Origin of the sequence: Bradyrhizobium zhengyangense (genome assembly GCF_022012555.1) — a bacterium.
In the GTDB taxonomy this organism is placed as follows: Bacteria; Pseudomonadota; Alphaproteobacteria; order Rhizobiales; family Xanthobacteraceae; genus Bradyrhizobium; species Bradyrhizobium zhengyangense.
This window is the reverse complement of sequence record NZ_JAKLTZ010000001.1, coordinates 608,413-626,928: the sequence shown is the minus strand read 5'-3', so window position 1 is coordinate 626,928 and position 18,516 is coordinate 608,413. Positions and strand designations below refer to the sequence as shown.

The window sequence follows — 18,516 nt, the reverse complement described above, 5'->3', positions numbered from 1 at the left end:
GGAAAGCCCCGGAGCAAACGCTCCGGGGCTTTTGCTCGAGGGCACCCACGAGAGAGGCCAACCTCTGAGCGCAATCCCCTTCCGGAGCGAAGACACGTCGCGCCCACGCGCTTCGTAAGAGCGCCGGGGAGGTGGTTATTGGTGGTGGGCGCTCAAGCTGCTGTGGGATGGCGTGTCAGGCAATCTCGCATAAGCGGCTGCGCTACACGATTGGTCAGTCCTTCAGGTGCGCCCGGAAGAACGCCAATGCGGCGGCGTTGAGCTGCGCATGAAACGCGACGCGATCAAATCCCGGCCTGTCGGTGCAGATGTTGGGGCGCCTCTTCGCCAGATCCTCCGTGCAGGGCGGAAGGAAGACGAAATGACCGGCATTTTGCACCAGATGATAGTCGGGCCTGGCCGGAAGATCGCGCATGATCGTTGACACATAATCCAGCGTGACTTCGCCGCCGGTCCGGTCGTCTCCGCTCAGCGCAGAGGCCCAGAGCTGCACCGGGATCTTCACTTCCTTCAGGCCGTCAGGGTCGAACAGCGGGCCGAACGCCGGGTCGGCAATGACGAGCGCCTTGATGCGCGGATCGTGAGTGAAGGCCAGCGCCGGGATCTCGTTGCGTCGCAGTTGTGCACAATCCGGTTTGGGCGAGCTCTCTGGGCAGAAGGCGATCATCTTGCGCAGATCGGGATTGCCGCCCGCGGCGACCAGGCCGGTGTAGCCGCCGCGCGAAAAGCCGAAGAAGCCGATATGTTCGGGTGCGAGCTTCGCATGATCAGGCCATGCGGTCAGCATGTAGTCGATCACGCGCTTGATGTCGGTCGGGCGCTCGGTGAATGCGGCGAGCGTGTCGGCACGGCTCATGTCGCCGCCACCGGTATCGACGGGATGGCTGAGCGCGATAACGACGAAGCCGCCGTCAGCAAGCGTCTCGGCCGTATCATGGTGGCCGGTGAAGCCTCCGCCATAGCCATGCGAAATCACGATCAGAGGTAGCTTGTCGCCTGAGATCGCGCAGTTCTCCGTCGCAGGCAACGTCAACGTGCGAAGCTTGACCTCGCCGACAGGCTCGCGACAGGGCGACCACACGGCCGCCTGGATCGCCGGAAAGCCTGATACGGCCGGAACCTCGATGAGGCGAAAGCCGGCGGCATGGGCCAGGGTGGCGATCAGACAAAAAACGGATGCGAGCGCGAACTTCAGAATAGACATGTGCTGCTCCCGCGCTTGGTCCGCCACGACCGCATCACCGTGACGGCAACTTGGCCTTGCTTCCCTTCATGGCAGCGGCAGGCGGATCCGCCAACACACATTCCCGCCAGACTGGCGTAGTGTACTGCGCCGGCCAGACCAGGGTGATCTGGCCGAGCACGGGTCGGCAGCAGCGCGTCCACCTCGCGAGCGCCATTTTTCGCTGGCCCAATCCGCCGATTGGTGGAAGAGATCGGCAATCGCCGCGTACGCGCGGTCGGAAATGCCGGAAGTTTGGATTCACTGCATGCGCCTTCTGATCGTCGAGGACAACGCCGAGCTGTCGCGGCTCGTTGCCAACGGGCTGGCAGCGGCCGGTTATGAGAGCGATATCGTCGGTAGTGCCGAGGAGGCTCGCGAGGCGGTGCACAATGTCAGCTATGCCGCGATGATCCTGGACCTCGGCCTGCCCGACGGCGACGGCCTGTCGGTGCTGCGCGAGCTGCGACGGCAGATGGAGCCGCTGCCGGTGCTGGTGCTGACCGCGCGCGGCGGCTTGCAGGACCGCGTCAACGGCCTGCGCAGCGGCGCCGACGACTATCTGGCAAAGCCGTTTGCGATGGAGGAGCTGGTGGCGCGGCTGGAGGCGATCCTGCGCCGTCCGGGGCAATTGCTCGGCCGTTCATTGCGGCTTGCCAATCTCGTCTACGACACCGAGAGCCGCCAGATCTTCGTCGACGACAAGCCGCGGATCATCTCCTCGCGCGAGACCTCCGTGCTGGAGATCCTGCTGCGCCGGCAGGGGCGGGTGGTGCCGAAGAAGAACGTCGAAGATCACATCTTCGGGATCGAGGGCGAGGTCGCCTCCAACGCGGTGGAGGTCTATGTCTCCCGGCTGCGCAAGCAGCTCACCGAACATGGCGCCAAAGTCGTGATCCACACCATTCGTGGCGTCGGCTACATGATGGCCGAGGAGAAATAACGTGGCCCGGCTCGGATTCCAGACCAGGTCCCTGACCGGATCCAAAATCCGGGCGCCGTCGTTCAAATCGCTGATCTCGCGCATCGTGTTCTTGCACATCATCGCGGTCGCGGTGGTGGCGATCTTCCTGCCGCTGGTCCTGTTCTGGCTGCTGAACTCCGAGATCGACCAGTTGCATCGAGCGGCGATGCGGACCCAGGCCGAGACGCTCGCCGAACGCATCGTTGTCCGGCCCGACGGCAAGGTGACGTTCAATCTGCCGGAGAGTCTGCGAGGCCTCTATTCGGAAGCCTATGGCCGCTATCAGTACGATATCCGCGATGACGACGGCCACCTGCTGTTCTCCTCGCACAAGAAGACCGGTGATGCGAGGTCGGACACGATCTCGGGTGCCGAAGTGACGCAGACGATCGACAGCTCCACCTTCCACATCAGGGTCGGGGAAGACCTGTCCCATCGCGACGTCATCACCGACGACATCGTGTCCAACTTCTTCCGCCGGGTCGGGTGGATCACCATTCCCATTCTTCTGATCCTGCTCGCCATCGACATCTTCATCTTCCGCCGCGCGATCGCGCCGCTCTGGAAGGCCTCGGAAGAGGCCAGCAATATCGGCCCGTCGCGCACGGACGTCCGTCTGCCCACGGAGCAGATTCCGCGCGAGATCATGCCGCTCGTCACCGCCGTCAACCAGGCCCTCGACCGCCTCGAGGACGGCTTTCGCGTGCAGCGCCGGTTCACGGCCGACGCAGCCCATCAGCTGCGCACGCCGCTCGCGATCCTGCGCACGCGGATCGAGACGCTCGGCGACAGTGCGGTCAGACAACTCCTGCATGACGATATCGAAGGCATGAGCCGGATCGTCGCCCAGCTCCTGGAGATCGCCGAGCTCGACACGCTGGTGCTCGATCCCGGCGAGACCGCCGACTTGCGCGCCGTCTGCGCCGAGGTGGTCGGTGCGATCGCGCCCCTGGCGATTGCGCAGCACAAGGACATCGCGCTCAAAGGCGCCGAGGCGCCCGTGTTCATCCACGGCAATTCCGAGATGCTTCAGCGCGCGGTCTTCAACCTCGCCGAAAACGCCATCAAGTTCACCGCGAAGGAGACGTCCGTCGACGTCGAGGTGGGCGACGACGGTTCGGTGCGCGTGCGCGATTGCGGCCCCGGCGTGACCGAAGAGGAGCGTGAGCTGATCTTCCAGCGCTTCTGGCGCAGGGATCGCCAGCGCAGCGACGGTGCGGGCCTCGGCCTTTCGATCGTGCGCGGCGTTGCCGACGATCACGCCGCAACAGTTGCGGTGGACAATCTCCCCGGCGGTGGTGCCGAGTTCACGCTGCGGTTCCGCCTGGCGGAGGAGGATGCCTCCGCCCTTGGCCGAAGCTGACCGCTATTTCAGCTTCCCTGTCGACAGATCCATGATCATTCGCGTGGTCAAATAGAGGCGCGGCACGATGCTGTCGAGCCTCACATATTCGGCGTCATTGGAATGCGCGCCGAAGCCTGACAGGCCCATGCCTTCGACGACGGCGCCCTTGGTCTTGAGTGCGGCAAAGGCGGCGTCGGTGCCGCCGCCCGTCGCCTTCTCGGCAACGTTCATGGATAGTCCGAGCTCCTGATAGATCGTCTTGCCGTAGGCCGCCACGCGACGCGAGGCGTCGTTGGCCTCGAGCGGCGGGCGGCGCACTTCGAATTTCAGCGCAACCTTGGAGTCCGGCAGCAGGTGATTCTTGATCTTTTCCTGGAGAGTCTTTTCCAGCTCGTCGAAATCGGAGACCTTGAGCGCCCGTGCATCGGCCTGCGCCGTGGCTTCGGCCGGGATCACGTTGCGGTTGGTGCCGGCCTTTGAGACGGTCCAGTTCAGCTTCAGGCCCTGCTCGGGCCTGGACAGGTCCTTCATCTGCAGCACCTGGTGCGAGAGCTCGTACAGCGCGTTGATGCCGCCCTCGGGCCTGGCGCCGGCATGCGACGACTTGCCTGTTACGGTCAGATAGGCCGAGCCGATGCCGCTGGTGGCAAGCCGCACCGCGCCATCGGTGCCGCCGCCTTCGAACGAGAACACCACGTCCTGATCGACGGCGAATTTGGTGATGGTGCTGCGCCAGCCGGGCGAGGAAATTTCCTCGTCGCTGTTGGTGAGCACCGTGAGCGTGCCGTAATCCTTGAAGTTCAGCTTCTGCAGCATCGCGACGGTGTGGAGAATGAGCGCGACGCCCTGCTTGTCGTCGGCGATGCCGAGGCCATAGGCCTTGTCGCCGTCGATGCGGAACGGCTGGTCCTTCAGCATGCCCTTCAGATACACCGTGTCCATGTGGGCGATTAGCATGATCTTTTTGGTGCCGGTGCCCTTGAAGATGGCGTGCACGGCAGGGCCGATCTTCTCGGGCGTGTCGTCGAGCCGATAGATGTCGGTGGGTTGCAGGATCTCCACCTCGCCGCCGAGCTGCTTGAGCTGATCGGCGACGCGGCCTGCGATCACGTTCAGGCCCTCGATGTCCCTGCTGCCGGTTTCGATGTTGACGAGATCGCGCAGCGTGTCGAGCAGCTGCTGCTGCTCCTTCTGCGCCAGCGCCTGGATGTCGGCCATCGGTTCCGCATGCGCCAGGCCCGCGGCACAGGCGAGCCAGAGAGAGGCAACCAACGAACCGGCGAGGGGAGCAGGGTACGATCGGAACATGCGCGGCATTCCCGGAAGTGGAAGGAACGTCCGGTATGCCCGTGTTTGCTGCACGTGTCACGCGCGTCATGCTCCGCGTTGGCGGAGCATGACGGTGAGCGATGTGTCCGCTACTTCTGCGGCGGGCCGAGATCCAGCGGTGGCAGGTCGATCTGCGGCACCTCGATCTTGACCTTGTCGAGGTCGACGCTGACCGGCTTGTCCAGGAGGCCCGTCACCGTGATCGGGAAGGCGATCACGATCAGCACCATGATCATCTGCAGGCCGATCCAGGGCATCGCGCCCCAATAGATGTCCGAGCTCTTCACTTCCTTCGGTGCAACGCCGCGCAGGTAGAACAGCGCGAAGCCGAACGGCGGATGCAGGAACGAGGTCTGCATGTTGACGCAGAGCATGACGCCGAACCAGATCAGCGCCGGTCCGTCGCCGACGACGGGCCCCAGGATCTTCTGCGCGATCGGCGCGATCATCGGCAGGATGATGAAGGCGATCTCGAAGAAGTCGAGGAAGAATGCCAGGAAGAAGATGAAGAGGTTGATGAAGATCAGGAAGCCCCAGACGCCGCCTGGCAGCGAAGTCAGGAGGTGTTCCAGCCAGACGCCGCCGGAGACGCCGAGGAACACCACCGAGAAGCAGGTCGAACCGATCAGGATGAAGGTGACCATGCAGGTGAGGCGCATGGTGGACTCATAGCCCTGCTTGATCAGGTCGCGCAGCTCGGGGATGCGGGCGGCCTGGATGCAGATCCAGGCGACCGCGAGATAGGTCACGGCGAAGGCGATCTTGAAGATCATGTTCTCGGTGAACAGCATCGCGATGATGGTGCCGATGCCGGCGGCGATCACGCCGATGATCAGCACCTTGCGGTCGGTCGAGGTGAAATCCTTGTGGTGGATCGCGGCGAGCACGATGGCACCGACCGCGCCCATGGCGCCGGCCTCGGTCGGCGTGGCCAAGCCCATCATCATGGTGCCGAGCACGACGAAGATCAGCACGGCCGAGGGGATGATGCCCATCAGGCATTTCTTCCACAGCGCCCAGCCGGTCAGCGTGCGCGCCTCCTTCGGCACCGGCGGCACATGCCCCGGCTTGATCAGGCCGAGGATGAAGGTGTAGCCGGCGAACAGCATGATCTGGAACACCGAAGGGCCCCAGGCGCCGAGATACATGTCGCCGACCGATTTGCCGAGCTGGTCGGCGAGCACGATCAGCACCAGTGACGGCGGCACAAGTTGCGTGATGGTGCCGGAGGCAGCCAGCACGCCGGTGATGTAGCGCATGTTGTAGCCGTAGCGGATCATCACCGGCATCGAGATCAGCGCCATGGCGATGACCTGCGCCGCCACCGTGCCGGTGATGGCGCCGAGGATGAAGCCGACGATGATGACGGAATAGCCGAGGCCGCCGCGCACCGGGCCGAACAGCTGGCCCATCGAGTCCAGCATGTCTTCGGCGAGGCCACATCTCTCCAATATGGCGCCCATGAAGGTGAAGAACGGGATAGCGAGCAGCAGCTCGTTGGAGAGCACGCTGCCGAACACGCGGCCCGGAATCGCCTGCAGGAAGTTGAGGTCGAAGAATCCGAGATGGATGGCGAGGAAGCCGAACGAGAGGCCGACTGCCGCAAGCGTGAACGCGACGGGGAAGCCGATCAGCATCGCCAGAACCAGGCCGCCGAACATCAACGGCGGCATCATCTCCAGCGTAATCATTGGGTCGGCCTCTCGTACTTGGCGTCGATCGTCACATAGCCCTGGAGAGCCGCGATACGCTTGATGACTTCGGAGACCCCCTGCAGCGCCAGCATCACAAAGCCGGCGGGGATCACGAACTTGATGGGCCAGCGGACCAGGCCACCGGCATTGCCCGACATCTCGCCGACGTCATAGGCCTGCATGAAGAACGGCCAGGACAGATAGGCGAGCAGGAGGCAGGAAGGGATCAGGAAGAACAGCGTGCCGATCAGGTCGAGCCAGAGTTGGCCGCGTTCGGACAGGGTCAGATAGAAGATCTCGACCCGCACATGTTCGTTGCGCTTGAAGGTATAGGACGATCCGAACATCACCAGGATCGCGAACATGTACCATTGCAGCTCCAGCCAGCCGTTGGACGAGTAGCTGAACGCGTAGCGGATCATGGCATTGGCCGCGCTGACCAAGCATGCGAAGAGCACGAGCAGGTTACAGACGTACCCAATCTTTTCATTGAGGGCGTCGATGGCGTTGCTCATCGCCAGCAATGGACGCATTTTACCTTCTCTCCGTCGCGGCCCAACAATTCACGGGAGGCTTCAGCACGCAACGCCCGGCCGGCGTGCGAAAAGCACGCGACCCCACGGATCGCAGTCCGAAAGCGATTGCGGCGTCAGTCCTCCCCTCGTGCCTTGCTGTCTTGACCGCGACCGCCAAAGGGGCGGGCCGGCTTATGGCTGCCGGGCAAGCAAAGGCGGTCGCACCAAATCAGCGGGCTTGTGCGCCGTCAATCGGAAAATGGACAAATTGACGACCGGTCAAAAGGTTAAGCGAGCCGGCAGGCGGCGAATCCTCAGCCGCCGGTGACGCTCATATGCCTGGAGACGCTGGGGCGGTCGTGGCGGCGGTCGATGATGAAATCGTGGCCCTTGGGCTTCAGCCCGATGGCGCGGTCGATGCTGGCTGCAAGCAGGGTGTCGTCGCTGGATGCACGCAGAGGTTTGCGCAAATCGGACGCGTCCTCGTGGCCGAGGCAGGTGTGCAGCGTGCCGGTGCAGGTGATGCGCACCCGGTTGCAGGATTCACAGAAATTATGGGTCATCGGCGTGATGAAGCCGAGCTTGCCGCCGGTCTCGGCAACGCTGACATAGCGCGCCGGCCCGCCGGTGCTCTCGGCCAGATCCGTCAGCGTGAATTGCTGGGCGAGCCGTGCGCGCACCAGCGAGAGCGGCAGATATTGGTCGATGCGGCCCGCGCCGATCTCGCCCATCGGCATCACCTCGATCAGGGTGAGGCCCATGTTCTTGCCATGGGCCCAGCGCATCAGCTCGGGGAGCTCGTCCTCGTTGAGATTCTTCAGCGCGACCGCGTTGATCTTCACGGCAAGTCCTGCAGCGCGCGCCGCTTCGATGCCTTCCAGCACCTTGTCGATCTCGCCCCAGCGCGTGATCTCACGAAATTTCTTGGGATCGAGCGTATCGAGCGAGACGTTGATGCGGCGGACGCCGCAATCGGCAAGCTCCTGGGCGTGTTTTGCCAGTTGCGTGCCGTTGGTGGTCAGCGTGAGCTCGCCGAGCGCACCGCTCGCCAGATGGCGCGACAGCGAGCGCACCAGTGTCATCACGTTGCGACGGACCAGCGGCTCGCCGCCAGTGAGCCGCAGCTTCTTCACGCCCTTGGCGATGAAGGCGGAGCAGAGCCGGTCGAGTTCCTCCAGCGTCAGCAGGTCCGCCTTGGGCAGGAACGTCATGTCTTCCGACATGCAATAGAAGCAGCGCAGGTCGCAGCGATCGGTGACGGAGACGCGCAGATAAGAGATGGTGCGACCGAACGGATCGGTCATCGCGCTCGACAGCGCAGCGCTTGGGGTCGCGACAATTCCGTTCATACCAAATGCCTTGCCAAATGCCTTGTCACTTACGGCGACGGGCGCACCTTTGCTTCAGCGGTGCTCTGCGGCCAATCTAAGCATGGTATGCCACGAGGACAATCGTGCAGTGCACGGAAGATCAGCGCTTGCCCGCGTTCGGATCGGGGAACGCCGAACCGGCTGCGGGCGGTGCAGCATCGGCGGGCACCGCGGCGGGCGCGGCTGCGGCCGGCTTCGGCTTCTTCGGCCGGTGCGGCTTCTTCTTCACGGGCTTCGGCGGCACTGCCGGGGGAAGTTCCGCGAAGACCGGGTTCGGGTCGGTGGAGACCGTAGCCGACGTGGTGAGATCGCCGGGATTCTTGATCACGTTCACCGGCACGGTGGTCGGCTGATATTTAGGCAGCGCGAAGGTGACCGTGAATGGCGCGTCAGGGGCAGGAACCGAGACGGAGCAGGGGGTCTTGCAGCCCCCGCCCAGCGAGGTCGTCGCATCGGCCCCCGGGGGATTGGATTCGAGCCGGACCTGGAGGGTCGGCGGCGCCGATTTGAACATGTCCCAAGACATTGAGGAGCAGCCACCTAGGCTCGCTCCCGCTAACGCAATCGCGATGACACGACGCATGACCATCCACTTCTTCTGCGACGAACCGCCACATAACCCCGCGGGGACCTTAGGAGCGTCGTTCCGGGCAAGCAACCGGCGGACAATGCATAGTTAATAGATGGTTAACGCGGGATTCCCTTGGGATAGTCGAGCTATCTCAGGTCCTTGCCGGGCGCTAGGCGGTCATCAGGCTGTGGGCGGCGGCCGGCAGGTCACGCATGTGATGGATCAGCCGGTCCGGCTTGAGGTCGACGATGGGCACGTCCGTATAGCCGAAGCTGACCCCGATGACGGGCACACCGGCGCGCCGGGCCACGCCGACGTCGGTTCCGGCATCCCCTACCATGATGCTGGCTTTGACCTCGCCGCCCGCCCGCGCCACGGTCTCGCGAAAAATGGTCGGATCTGGCTTCTGAACGCCGAACGTATCCGCACCGCAGATTGCCGCGAAGCGGCGGCTCAGGTCGAGCTGGTCCAAAAGCCGCTTCGACAGCCATTCCAGCTTGTTGGTGCAGACTGCCAGCCGATGGCCCTGCGCGGCGAACAGGTCGAGCGCGTCAAGCAGCCCCTCGAAGGGGCGGGATTCGACGGCAATATGGTCGCCGTAATAGGCGATGAAATCGGCCGTCATCCGGTCCATGTCGGCAGGCGTGACCATCCGCCCCTCGGCCTCCAGGCCCCGCTCGATCAGCTTCCGGGCGCCGGCGCCGATCATGTTACGGGCCGAGGCCATCGGCACCGGCGGCAGGCCTTCGCGGTCGAGCACGTAGTTCAGTGCCGTGATCAGGTCCGGCGCCGTATCCACGAGCGTGCCGTCGAGATCGAAGACGAGGGTGTAGGGGCCGGTCTTGTCTTTGGAGGTCATGCAAAAAGCGCTATCGATCCGCCCGGGCCGACGCAAGGGGCAGGGCCATAAGATCAGCTTATAGGCCTGTTTCCGGGCCCTGTTCTCGCGGGGAAAACGAGGCTACATAGGCCGCCGCAAGCGACTCTATCCGCGGCACACCTGACTTTGAGAGGCAGGCGCAAACGTGAATATGGACCAGTTGAAGCGGCAGGCTGCGGCGCGCGCGCTGGAGGAGGTGCGTGACGGGATGCAGCTTGGGCTCGGGACCGGCTCGACCGCCAAGCATTTCGTCGAGCTGCTGGGAGAGCGCGTTGCCGCCGGGCTCAATGTGATCGGCGTGCCGACCTCGGAAGCGACCCGGGCGGATGCGGAGCGCTGTGGTGTGCCGTTGACCACGCTTGACGAGATCGACCATCTCGATATCACCGTCGACGGCGCCGACGAGATCGATCCAGAGCTTAATCTGATCAAGGGCGGCGGCGGGGCATTGCTGCGCGAGAAGATCGTGGCGGCCGCGTCGGATCGCATGATCGTGATTGCCGACGACACCAAATGGGTGCCGACGCTCGGTCGCTTTCCGCTGCCGGTCGAGGTGATCCCGTTTGGCCTCGGGGCCACCCGCCGCGCCATCGAGAAGGCATTTGCGGAATGCGGCGTTTCCGGGCAAATGGCGGTCCGCAGGGCCAAAGATGGCCACGTTTTCGTCACCGATGGCGGCCACTGGATCGTCGATGCCCAGCTCGGACGCATTGCCGATCCGGCGAGCCTCGCCAGGGCGTTGAGCGCGATCCCCGGCGTGGTCGAGCATGGGTTGTTCATCGGCTTGGCCAGCTCGGCTGTTTTGGCGGGTGGCGAGGGAATCCGCGTGATTGAACGGCGATAAGCCGCCAAAAGGAGACTAGGAATGAAGAGCGTTTTGATGATCGTGTGCCTCGCCTTCGCGCTGGCGCTAGGGGCCGTGCCCGCGACCGCGCAACAGCAGGCGGCGCAGCCGCCGCTGACCCCGGGGGCCATTGCCGCGGCAAAAGAGATTTTGACGCTGAAGAACGCCAGCGCGATGTACGCCGGCGCCGTGCCCGGCATGGTCGAAAAGGTCAAGGCCACGCTGATCGGACAGAACCTCAACTACCAGAAGGATCTCAACGAGCTCGCTCCTGTTATCGCCAAGCAGCTGGCCGGCCGCGAGCAGGAGATCGGCGACGGCATGGTGGGGGTCTATGCCGGCATGTTCACCGAGCAGGAGCTCAAGGATCTCGTCACCTTCTACAAGTCGCCGCTCGGCCAGAAGTTGCTCACCGCCGAACCCAAGGCCATCAACCTCAGCATGCAGGTCATGAACGAGTGGGCGCAGCACTTCTCGGAGGTCGTCGCCAGCGCCTTCCGTGCCGAGATGAAAAAGCGTGGCAAGGATATCTGACAGCACCTATCTGAGAGGATAGCTGATCAGGAAGCCCCAAACGCGCGTCGCGGTTTGGGTTGAAGAGGTCGGGGTGGATAATGGCTGAATTCGACGTCGACCTCTTTGTCATCGGTGGCGGTTCGGGCGGCGTGCGTGCCGCCCGCATCGCGGCCGGGTACGGCGCGCGCGTCATGATCGCGGAAGAGTACCGCATGGGTGGCACCTGCGTGATCCGCGGCTGCGTGCCGAAGAAGCTGTTCGTGATCGGCTCGCATTTTCGTCACGAACTGGAAGATGCCGCCGGCTTCGGCTGGACCGTTCCGCCCGCGAGCTTCGACTGGCCGACGCTGATCGCCAACAAGGACAAGGAGATCGCGCGGCTGGAAGCGGCCTACACGACCAATGTCGAGAAGTCGGGCGCGCAAATCGTCAAGAGTCGCGCCGTGATCGAGGACAAGCACACCGTCCGCCTGCTCGCGGACGACAAGAAGATCACCGCGAAATACATTCTGATCGCCACCGGCGGTGCGCCCAATCATGGCGCCTCGATTCCCGGCATCGAGCATGTGATCTCGTCCAACGAGGCGTTTCACCTCAAGAAGCTGCCGAAGCGGATCGTGATCCAGGGCGGCGGCTACATCGCGCTGGAATTCGCCGGCATTTTTGCCGGCTTCGGCTCCGACGTCACGGTGATCTATCGCGGCGACAACATCCTGCGCGGCTTCGACGAAGACGTGCGTGCCCATGTCCGCAGCGAAATGGAAAAGCAGGGCATCACCATTCTCACCGGCTGCACGGTGACGAAGGTCGATCGTCACGGAGAGGAATTCACCACGCATCTGTCGAACGGCTCGAGCCTCGCGTCCGATCAGGTGATGTTCGCGATCGGCCGCCATCCCAACGTGGCCAATCTTGGCCTCGAGAACGCCGGTGTCGCCATCAACCCGAAGAACGGTGGCATCGCGGTCGATCATTTCTCCAGGAGCTCGGTCGACAGCATCTATGCGATCGGCGACGTCACCCATCGCTTCAACCTGACGCCGGTCGCGATCCGGGAGGGCCATGCCTTCGCCGACACCGTGTTCGGCAAGCGCGAGGTGCAGGTCGATCATTCCAACATCCCGACTGCGGTGTTCTCGCAGCCGGAGGTCGGCACGGTCGGTCTGACCGAAACCGAGGCGCGCGCGCAGTTCAGTCACGTCGACATCTACAAGACGACGTTCCGCCCGATCAAGGCGACGATGTCGGGCCGCGACACCCGCGTGCTGATGAAGCTCGTGGTCGACGGTTCGACCGATCGCGTGCTCGGCTGTCACATCGTCGGCGATTGCGCCGCCGAGGTGACGCAAGCCGTCGCGATCGCCGTGAAGATGAAAGCGACCAAGGCCGATTTCGACGCGACCATCGCGTTGCATCCGACCGCGGCGGAGGAGCTCGTGACGATGCGCACGCCGACCGCGCGCCACGTGCGCCAGGCGGCGGAGTAGGGCGGATAAAAAACGGGGAGCCGCGATGGGCTCCCCGCTGTCTTCTTGCTTCTGATCAGAAGTCGAACGTCATTCCTGTCGTGACGGCTTCGGCCTTGTTGCCGGCAACGACATTGTTGTTGGCATCGCGCCCGCAGACACCGTAGCCGTGTCCGCTGACACCCAGACAGTAATGCGCGCCGGGGCCGTTGCGCAGATAGCTGCCCACCATGTACCAGCTCACGAACGGGCTGAAGTGATACTTCACGCCCAGCGCGTACTGGTCGGCACTGGAGTCGACGGTGTTAAGCGCGAAGTCGGCGGCACCGGCCGGAGCGGAGACCGCGACCCCTGGGGTGGGGTAGGCGTTGATGACGCCCGTGCCCGGCGAGCCCGGCGAGGCATTGGCGTGAGCCCAGGACGCACTGAGGTCCCATTTGTCGACGGACTGGGTCGCGCTCAGGAAGTAGCCGTCGCGCGATCGCTCGTTGAAGGCGGCGACCGTGTTCTCGCGGCGCATGATCTCATAGATGCCGTAGAGCTGCAGGCTGCCGATCATGTCGTTGAACTTGTAGCCCGCGCCGACCTTTGCGGCCCACTCGTTGGCGATGCCGACCGCTCCCGTAGGCACCGTGAGCACGCCGCCGTTGCTCAGCGGTGTCACGGCCTCGTCGCCGGTTCGGTTGGTGCCCTCGTGCATCTCGTAAGCGGCGACGCCGGTGAAGCCACCCTGATTGTAGGTCAGCGATGCGCTGTAGAGGTTGCCGTATGAGCCGTCGGTGCAGCCCTCCGGCGCCGATGTGAGCGGGAAGCCCGAGCCGCTGCCGCGCGACGAGGTCGCAGGGCAGTTGAAATCGCCGAGGGCAAAGTCGCTGTTGTCCTTCGCCGTGTTCTGGCCCGGCGAGATCATGAAGGTGGCCTGGAAGCCGTTCCACACCGGCGATTCATACCAGATCGCATGCGCGGCGCGCCAATCGAACTCGGCGCGGAGATCGCCGCCGGTGTTGCCCATGATCGAGTTGTAGTCGCCGAGCGTCGCCGAGAACGGATCGAACTTCGCCGTCGCCTTCTTGTAAGGCGTGTCGGCCTTGCCGGCCTTGATCGTACCCCACGGACTCTCCATGCCGAGGAAGCTGTCGCGCGTGCCAAACGCGGCGCGTTCGGTCGGAACGGCTGCGACCTCGACGAGCGACTCGAACTGCGCGATGGCCGCCCATCCGGGATAGCCATACGGATCGAGGTTGTGCCGCGCGCGAACCCCGAAATAGGTCAGGTTGCTGGCGACGCCGAACTTGGTGCCCTGATCGTAGACGCCGGGATTGAAGATGTCGCCGGAGAGGTCGACGTGGCCGTAGAGCGTTACCGTGGTGTTGTCGATGAAGGGATTGCTTCCAGGCGCCTTGCTGTAGAGCGGCGCGCCGCCAAGGCTGACGACGGTGTGCTCCGGTGCGGGTACGGGGGAGGGCGCGACCGCTGCGTGAAGAACCGGGTTGCCCTTGGGCGACCCAGGCGCGACAGCGGTTGCCGCGGCCCTCGGCTCGCTGATGTGATTGACGCGTTCGCGCAGCTGCGCGTTTTCCTTTGCAAGCTTGGCGTTGCTGCGCTCGAGCGCATCGAGGCGGGCAACGACGTCATCTATGGTTGCAGCGTTTAGCTGATGGCTAATTGTAGTTGTGCAAAGGGCCGCGAAGCCTGTGCCGAGCAGAAAGGCCTTCCTCATTGGTTTCCCCTTTATCGCCGCGGACTCTCAGATGGGTCCGGGATAAAGTGGAAGGTAATGTATGCCAGATACCGTATACAATCAGATTGGTATGATGCTGGTCGCTTTCCCGACGGAGTGTGGCTAGCGAGCAACTATTCCTCGCAAAGTGTGTCGCGCGGCGATCTGCCGCATTGCGGCGGACGCGGCCGCCTTCGCGCCAAAAAGGCTAGTGGGTTTGAAGACTTGCCTTGGGCTTGCTTCAATCGCCCCACGGCGTTTCGCCGCGGGCGAGACGGCTGGCGATGTCGGTCTGGAACATCGACGGGCCGAACGCGAACCACTCATCGCCGATCTGGTAGACCAGCAGCCGCCTGTTCTCGGCGCAAAACTGCGTCAGCCAGTCCAGCGCTTTCTTCTTGGGCTGCGCGCCGACCGGCACTGCGACGTCGACCGGCAGGTCGCGCCAGAGGAAATTGGCGGCGAGCATGATCATGCTGGATTGGTCAGGGCGCATCCAATCCGGCAGCGGGCTCGATGCAACCAGCCAGCCGCAGATGAATTCGCGGCAGGGATGCTGCGGACGTTCGGGATAGATCGCGCACTGATGCGCGACGCTGAACGGGCAGGGCTGCCCTTTGCCCACCTTGTGGCCGCGCACCTCGATCTGCAGCCAGCCATCGCAGCAGGCGGTGCAGCTTCCGCAGGTTCTGGTGACGGCAGGGCTCACGGGCGAGCTGATGCTCCAGGCGCATTCGATCGCCTATGAACTACCAGTCCCGTTTGCGGAGGGGCAAGCGCTTCAATAGGCCAGACCTGTAGCAGAGGAGCATAGGTCAAACTCACCTTTGAAATCGGCAGATAGAGGCATTGATCACTTCACTCGATGTCTGTGATCTTTCCCTTGCCTTGGCAGACCTCGCATTTGATCGGATAGATTTTACGGCCGGGGTGAGCGGTCTGGATGGATTTGGGAAAGCCGGTGCCGTTGCACAGCGGGCAGGTATGCTCCTTGATCCTCGGGGTCATGCTGATCCTTTCCAACCGCCTTGCGGTTTGTAAAATCGGAATGTGTTAGCAATCAGCGGCCCCTCGGAGTGGGACCGCCTCCTCAACGCTCAGGTGCTGACCTATTCGCCGGCGGGCTCATCCTCGACGAAGCTCTGCTCGATAGCAGCCGGCATTTTCGCCACCGACATCAAGGAACGTGCGATCTGATTGAGCAACTGATCCGCGTTCTCCTCCTCGGCCAGATTCTTCGACAGCAGCGCGACCACCCCGCTGTGGCGCAATTGCTGCGCAAGGTTGCGAGCAGTCGTGTAACCCGCAATCTCGTAGTGCTCGACACGTTGAGCCGCGCCGATCAAGCCAAGGTCCGCGGCCGCGTCGTCCTTCTTGGAGCCTTCCTTGATCACTTCGTCGCCCTCTTCGACAAGTCCCTGCATTCCCTTGCAAGGCTTGGCGCGCGGCTTCTTCCCGAGCTGTTCGAAGCACTCGTCAAGACGATCGATCTGCGCTTCGGTTTCGGCCAGATGAACGGTAAACAGTTCGGCGAGCTGGTCGTAGCGTGCGGCCTCGATCATTTGAGGTAGCGCTTTCGTCAACTGCTTCTCGGCGTGTAGAAGGTCCCGCAGCTGATCGAGCAGCAGGTCGTCAAGACCAACGAGAGGCTCCGATGGCGAACTTTCGGCAACGATCGACGGCGCCGCGCCGGTATCGCCGCTTTGGAGTGCCGGGGATTCCATGAAAACCCAGTCGTCGCCCTCGTTCCAGGGACCTCGTGTGTCGATTTCGCCGTTATCGCCGGACCCTGTCGAGTCATTGAAGAACTGGTCCACGAGACCGGGCGTCGGAGCGATGCGGCCGATGCTGAACGTGGGCTTGTTCATGCTTTCCAGCGCGCGCGAGAACGCCTTCATGTGGGTGATTTCCCGCGTCATCAGGAACTGCAGGGCGTCCTTCGTGCCCGCGTCGTCACAGAAGTTGATCAGGCGCTCATAGACGATCTTGGCCCGCGCTTCGGCGGCAATGTTGCTGCGCAGATCGACGTCGAGTTCGCCGGTGATCTTGAGGTAGTCGGCCGTCCAGGCGTTGCCTTGCGAATTACACAGGCTGACACCACCGCCTCCGGCGATCGCGATCAAAGGATCGGCTTCCGCCGCGTCCCTGTCGAACTTCATGGGCTTCAAATGCAGCCGCGCAAGCGCGCCGACGACTTCGAGATGGCTCAGTTCCTCGGTGCCGATGTCCATCAGGAGATCCTTGCGATCCGGGTCTTCGCAATTCAGACCCTGGATAGAATATTGCATGGCGGCCGCCAACTCGCCGTTGGCCCCGCCGAACTGTTCCAGCAGCATGTTGCCGAAGCGAGGATCGGGCTCGTCGACCCGGACTGTGAACATGAGCTTTTTGACGTGATGATACATGAAGACCTCTGATTGGCGGGAGAATGCAAGGCACAACCTGGCGCTGTCATCGACGTTCCTAATTCGAAGTCGCGCCGCGCCCAGATTCAATGCAGCGTTTGCGCCGCGGCCTCGTCGACCGCAGCCATCAAGTCGGCTGTATCGGACTGCTGGATCATGTGTCCTGCGTTTGGAACGCGGTGCATTTTGCTGTGCTTGATTTCGTCATGCAGCCGCCCGGACTGCTCGTCGATGTCGATCAGGCGATCGTCCTCCCCGGCCAGGATGGTGACCGGCATGGCCAGTTCGCCGTAGGCTTTCGCAGACAGCATTGCAGCGGGGACCATCAGCGCTGCCTCGGCGGCGCCGGCACGAAGCTGCGATGGACGCACGGCCAGTGCTTTGGGGAAGCCGTCGAATTTTTGCGGGACGGATTTCGGTCCGAAAAGCTGCCGCAGCATCGCCGGCCACATGAGGCGGCTGAGGATCGGTGAAATCGTGTGACTGAGGATATCGCCAAATCCAGGGATTGCCGGCCCGGCCATTGCCATCATCGCATCGGTGCGAGCCGTCGGAAAATAATAGCCCGATGCCAGCACCAGCGCCTCGACCATTGCTGGGTGCCGGCTTGCCAGGGAGACCGCAACCGACGCTCCCCAGGAATGGCCGAGCACGATCGCCTTCTCGACGCCGAGATGCGCAAGCGCATCCTTGAAGAGATCGGCCTGGGCCGCTGGGGTCCATACGACGTTGCGGGGCCGCAGGCTGTGGCCGAAGCCCGGACGATCGAACACGATGACGCGATAGTCCCTGGCGGCGAGATCGATCAGTCCACTGGATTCGAAATCCTGGATCATGCTGCCGTTGCCATGGAACAGGACCAGAGGACGGCCGGTTCCTCGCTCGACATAGTGCAGGCGGACGCCGTCGATGTCGATGAACCGTCCCTGGGGCGGGTTATCGCGCTGTGCCTTGTCGGCAAGCCGCCGATTGACGATTGCGGTCGCGGCCATCACGCCGGCTGTTGCGATGAGCGCGGAGGCGAAGGGATGTTCCGCGAGGGCAAGAAGGGTCGTGGCCGTCAGGGACGGCGAACGTTTTTTCAGAATGCGCATGAATGCTTTCGCTGAACCGGTCAGCTGTTGAGAGAATAGTCCGCCCGAAACCGTGCCGAGCCGGACGTCGCGTTGGTCGTGCCGACCAAGTCCATGCGCGGCCGAATCTCCCCCTTGGGTACGACATGCGCGTTCACGGGGCACCTGGTGCAGACGCAACAGGGGGATCGGACATTTGTTCCTCACTCCAATCGATGCGGTAAAGCAGGTGTGGTCGTGATCATTGCTTCAACGCCTCCGGCCGGCTTCTGATGGCCGCGCTCTGGCGAATGTCATTCGAGGCACCATATGCAAGGTATCACTGGCACGGACCTGACAGGCACCGGTGACCGAGAGACGTTCCCGCGCTCCCGCCAAAAACAGGAGGCGCCCGTTGAACGTTGCACTGTATCCCTTGCATCTTTGGCGCGAAGCCAAGCGTCGTTGGACCTCCAGAGGGGGCCAGGACAGAAGCCAGCTGTTCCCGTCGCGAGGCACCGAGGGCTGCAATGCGTGCGGGCGCCTCGCCAAGGCTCCGGAATATTCAACTTACCTGCCCAGCGGCGATGTCGTCTATCAATGGCGGTGTTCTGCGTGCTGCA

General features: G+C 63.3%; 17 protein-coding genes. 5 read left to right on the top strand and 12 right to left on the bottom strand.

What is annotated here, in order from left to right; all coding sequences use genetic code 11:
• Window positions 1-214: 214 nt before the first annotated feature.
• Window positions 215-1,204 carry an alpha/beta hydrolase family protein gene (locus tag L6639_RS03085; protein WP_237858834.1) on the bottom strand — a complete coding sequence of 330 codons (990 nt, stop codon included), beginning with the start codon at window positions 1,202-1,204 and terminating at the stop codon, window positions 215-217.
• Between the two features lie 286 nt (window positions 1,205-1,490).
• Here L6639_RS03085 and L6639_RS03080 point away from each other — a divergent pair, with 286 nt between their 5' ends.
• Together L6639_RS03080 and L6639_RS03075 are read left to right on the top strand one after the other, a co-directional pair.
• Window positions 1,491-2,165 carry a response regulator transcription factor gene (locus tag L6639_RS03080; RefSeq protein WP_237858833.1) on the top strand — a complete coding sequence of 225 codons (675 nt, stop codon included), beginning with the start codon at window positions 1,491-1,493 and terminating at the stop codon, window positions 2,163-2,165.
• A 1-nt stretch (window position 2,166) separates the two neighbouring features.
• Window positions 2,167-3,549, top strand: coding sequence for a sensor histidine kinase (locus tag L6639_RS03075; RefSeq protein ID WP_237858832.1), 1,383 nt, complete (start codon window positions 2,167-2,169; stop codon window positions 3,547-3,549).
• A 3-nt stretch (window positions 3,550-3,552) separates the two neighbouring features.
• Here L6639_RS03075 and L6639_RS03070 read toward each other — a convergent pair whose 3' ends face one another.
• From L6639_RS03070 to L6639_RS03045, 6 genes are all read right to left on the bottom strand, one after another.
• Entirely contained in the window at window positions 3,553-4,839 is a 1,287-nt protein-coding gene (locus tag L6639_RS03070; RefSeq protein ID WP_237858831.1) for a M20/M25/M40 family metallo-hydrolase, read from the bottom strand.
• A gap of 110 nt (window positions 4,840-4,949) precedes the next feature.
• Entirely contained in the window at window positions 4,950-6,551 is a 1,602-nt protein-coding gene (locus L6639_RS03065) for a TRAP transporter large permease (RefSeq protein ID WP_237858829.1), read from the bottom strand.
• Window positions 6,548-7,087 carry a TRAP transporter small permease subunit gene (locus L6639_RS03060; protein ID WP_128952461.1) on the bottom strand — a complete coding sequence of 180 codons (540 nt, stop codon included), beginning with the start codon at window positions 7,085-7,087 and terminating at the stop codon, window positions 6,548-6,550. Before L6639_RS03060 ends, L6639_RS03065 begins: the two co-directional genes overlap by 4 nt.
• Before the next feature lie 296 nt (window positions 7,088-7,383).
• A complete protein-coding gene (moaA, locus tag L6639_RS03055; RefSeq protein WP_237858828.1) occupies window positions 7,384-8,418 on the bottom strand; it encodes a GTP 3',8-cyclase MoaA in 1,035 nt (344 codons plus the stop codon).
• 121 nt (window positions 8,419-8,539) lie between these two features.
• Complete coding sequence (locus L6639_RS03050; RefSeq protein ID WP_237859416.1) at window positions 8,540-9,022, bottom strand: hypothetical protein; 483 nt, start codon at window positions 9,020-9,022, stop codon at window positions 8,540-8,542.
• A gap of 157 nt (window positions 9,023-9,179) precedes the next feature.
• On the bottom strand, window positions 9,180-9,869 hold the full coding sequence (locus L6639_RS03045; protein WP_237858827.1) for an HAD-IA family hydrolase: 690 nt from the start codon (window positions 9,867-9,869) through the stop codon (window positions 9,180-9,182).
• A gap of 166 nt (window positions 9,870-10,035) precedes the next feature.
• Here L6639_RS03045 and rpiA point away from each other — a divergent pair, with 166 nt between their 5' ends.
• From rpiA to gor, 3 genes are all read left to right on the top strand, one after another.
• Window positions 10,036-10,734 carry a ribose-5-phosphate isomerase RpiA gene (gene rpiA, locus L6639_RS03040; RefSeq protein ID WP_237858826.1) on the top strand — a complete coding sequence of 233 codons (699 nt, stop codon included), beginning with the start codon at window positions 10,036-10,038 and terminating at the stop codon, window positions 10,732-10,734.
• Window positions 10,735-10,755: 21 nt separating this feature from the next.
• Window positions 10,756-11,268 (top strand): DUF2059 domain-containing protein, encoded by a 513-nt coding sequence (locus tag L6639_RS03035; protein WP_237858825.1) that lies wholly within the window; start codon window positions 10,756-10,758, stop codon window positions 11,266-11,268.
• 80 nt (window positions 11,269-11,348) lie between these two features.
• A complete protein-coding gene (gene gor, locus L6639_RS03030) occupies window positions 11,349-12,737 on the top strand; it encodes a glutathione-disulfide reductase (RefSeq protein ID WP_237858824.1) in 1,389 nt (462 codons plus the stop codon).
• 55 nt (window positions 12,738-12,792) lie between these two features.
• Here gor and L6639_RS03025 read toward each other — a convergent pair whose 3' ends face one another.
• From L6639_RS03025 to L6639_RS03005, 5 genes are all read right to left on the bottom strand, one after another.
• Window positions 12,793-14,436 carry a porin gene (locus L6639_RS03025; RefSeq protein WP_237858822.1) on the bottom strand — a complete coding sequence of 548 codons (1,644 nt, stop codon included), beginning with the start codon at window positions 14,434-14,436 and terminating at the stop codon, window positions 12,793-12,795.
• A gap of 241 nt (window positions 14,437-14,677) precedes the next feature.
• Entirely contained in the window at window positions 14,678-15,145 is a 468-nt protein-coding gene (locus tag L6639_RS03020) for a hypothetical protein (RefSeq protein ID WP_237858819.1), read from the bottom strand.
• A gap of 149 nt (window positions 15,146-15,294) precedes the next feature.
• Window positions 15,295-15,444 carry a hypothetical protein gene (locus tag L6639_RS03015; protein ID WP_237858817.1) on the bottom strand — a complete coding sequence of 50 codons (150 nt, stop codon included), beginning with the start codon at window positions 15,442-15,444 and terminating at the stop codon, window positions 15,295-15,297.
• A gap of 101 nt (window positions 15,445-15,545) precedes the next feature.
• The gene (locus tag L6639_RS03010; protein WP_237858816.1) at window positions 15,546-16,841 is read right to left on the bottom strand and encodes a DUF892 family protein; all 1,296 of its coding nucleotides are present in this window, start codon (window positions 16,839-16,841) and stop codon (window positions 15,546-15,548) included.
• Window positions 16,842-16,927: 86 nt separating this feature from the next.
• On the bottom strand, window positions 16,928-17,935 hold the full coding sequence (locus tag L6639_RS03005; RefSeq protein WP_237858814.1) for an alpha/beta fold hydrolase: 1,008 nt from the start codon (window positions 17,933-17,935) through the stop codon (window positions 16,928-16,930).
• Between the last annotated feature and the right edge of the window lie 581 nt (window positions 17,936-18,516).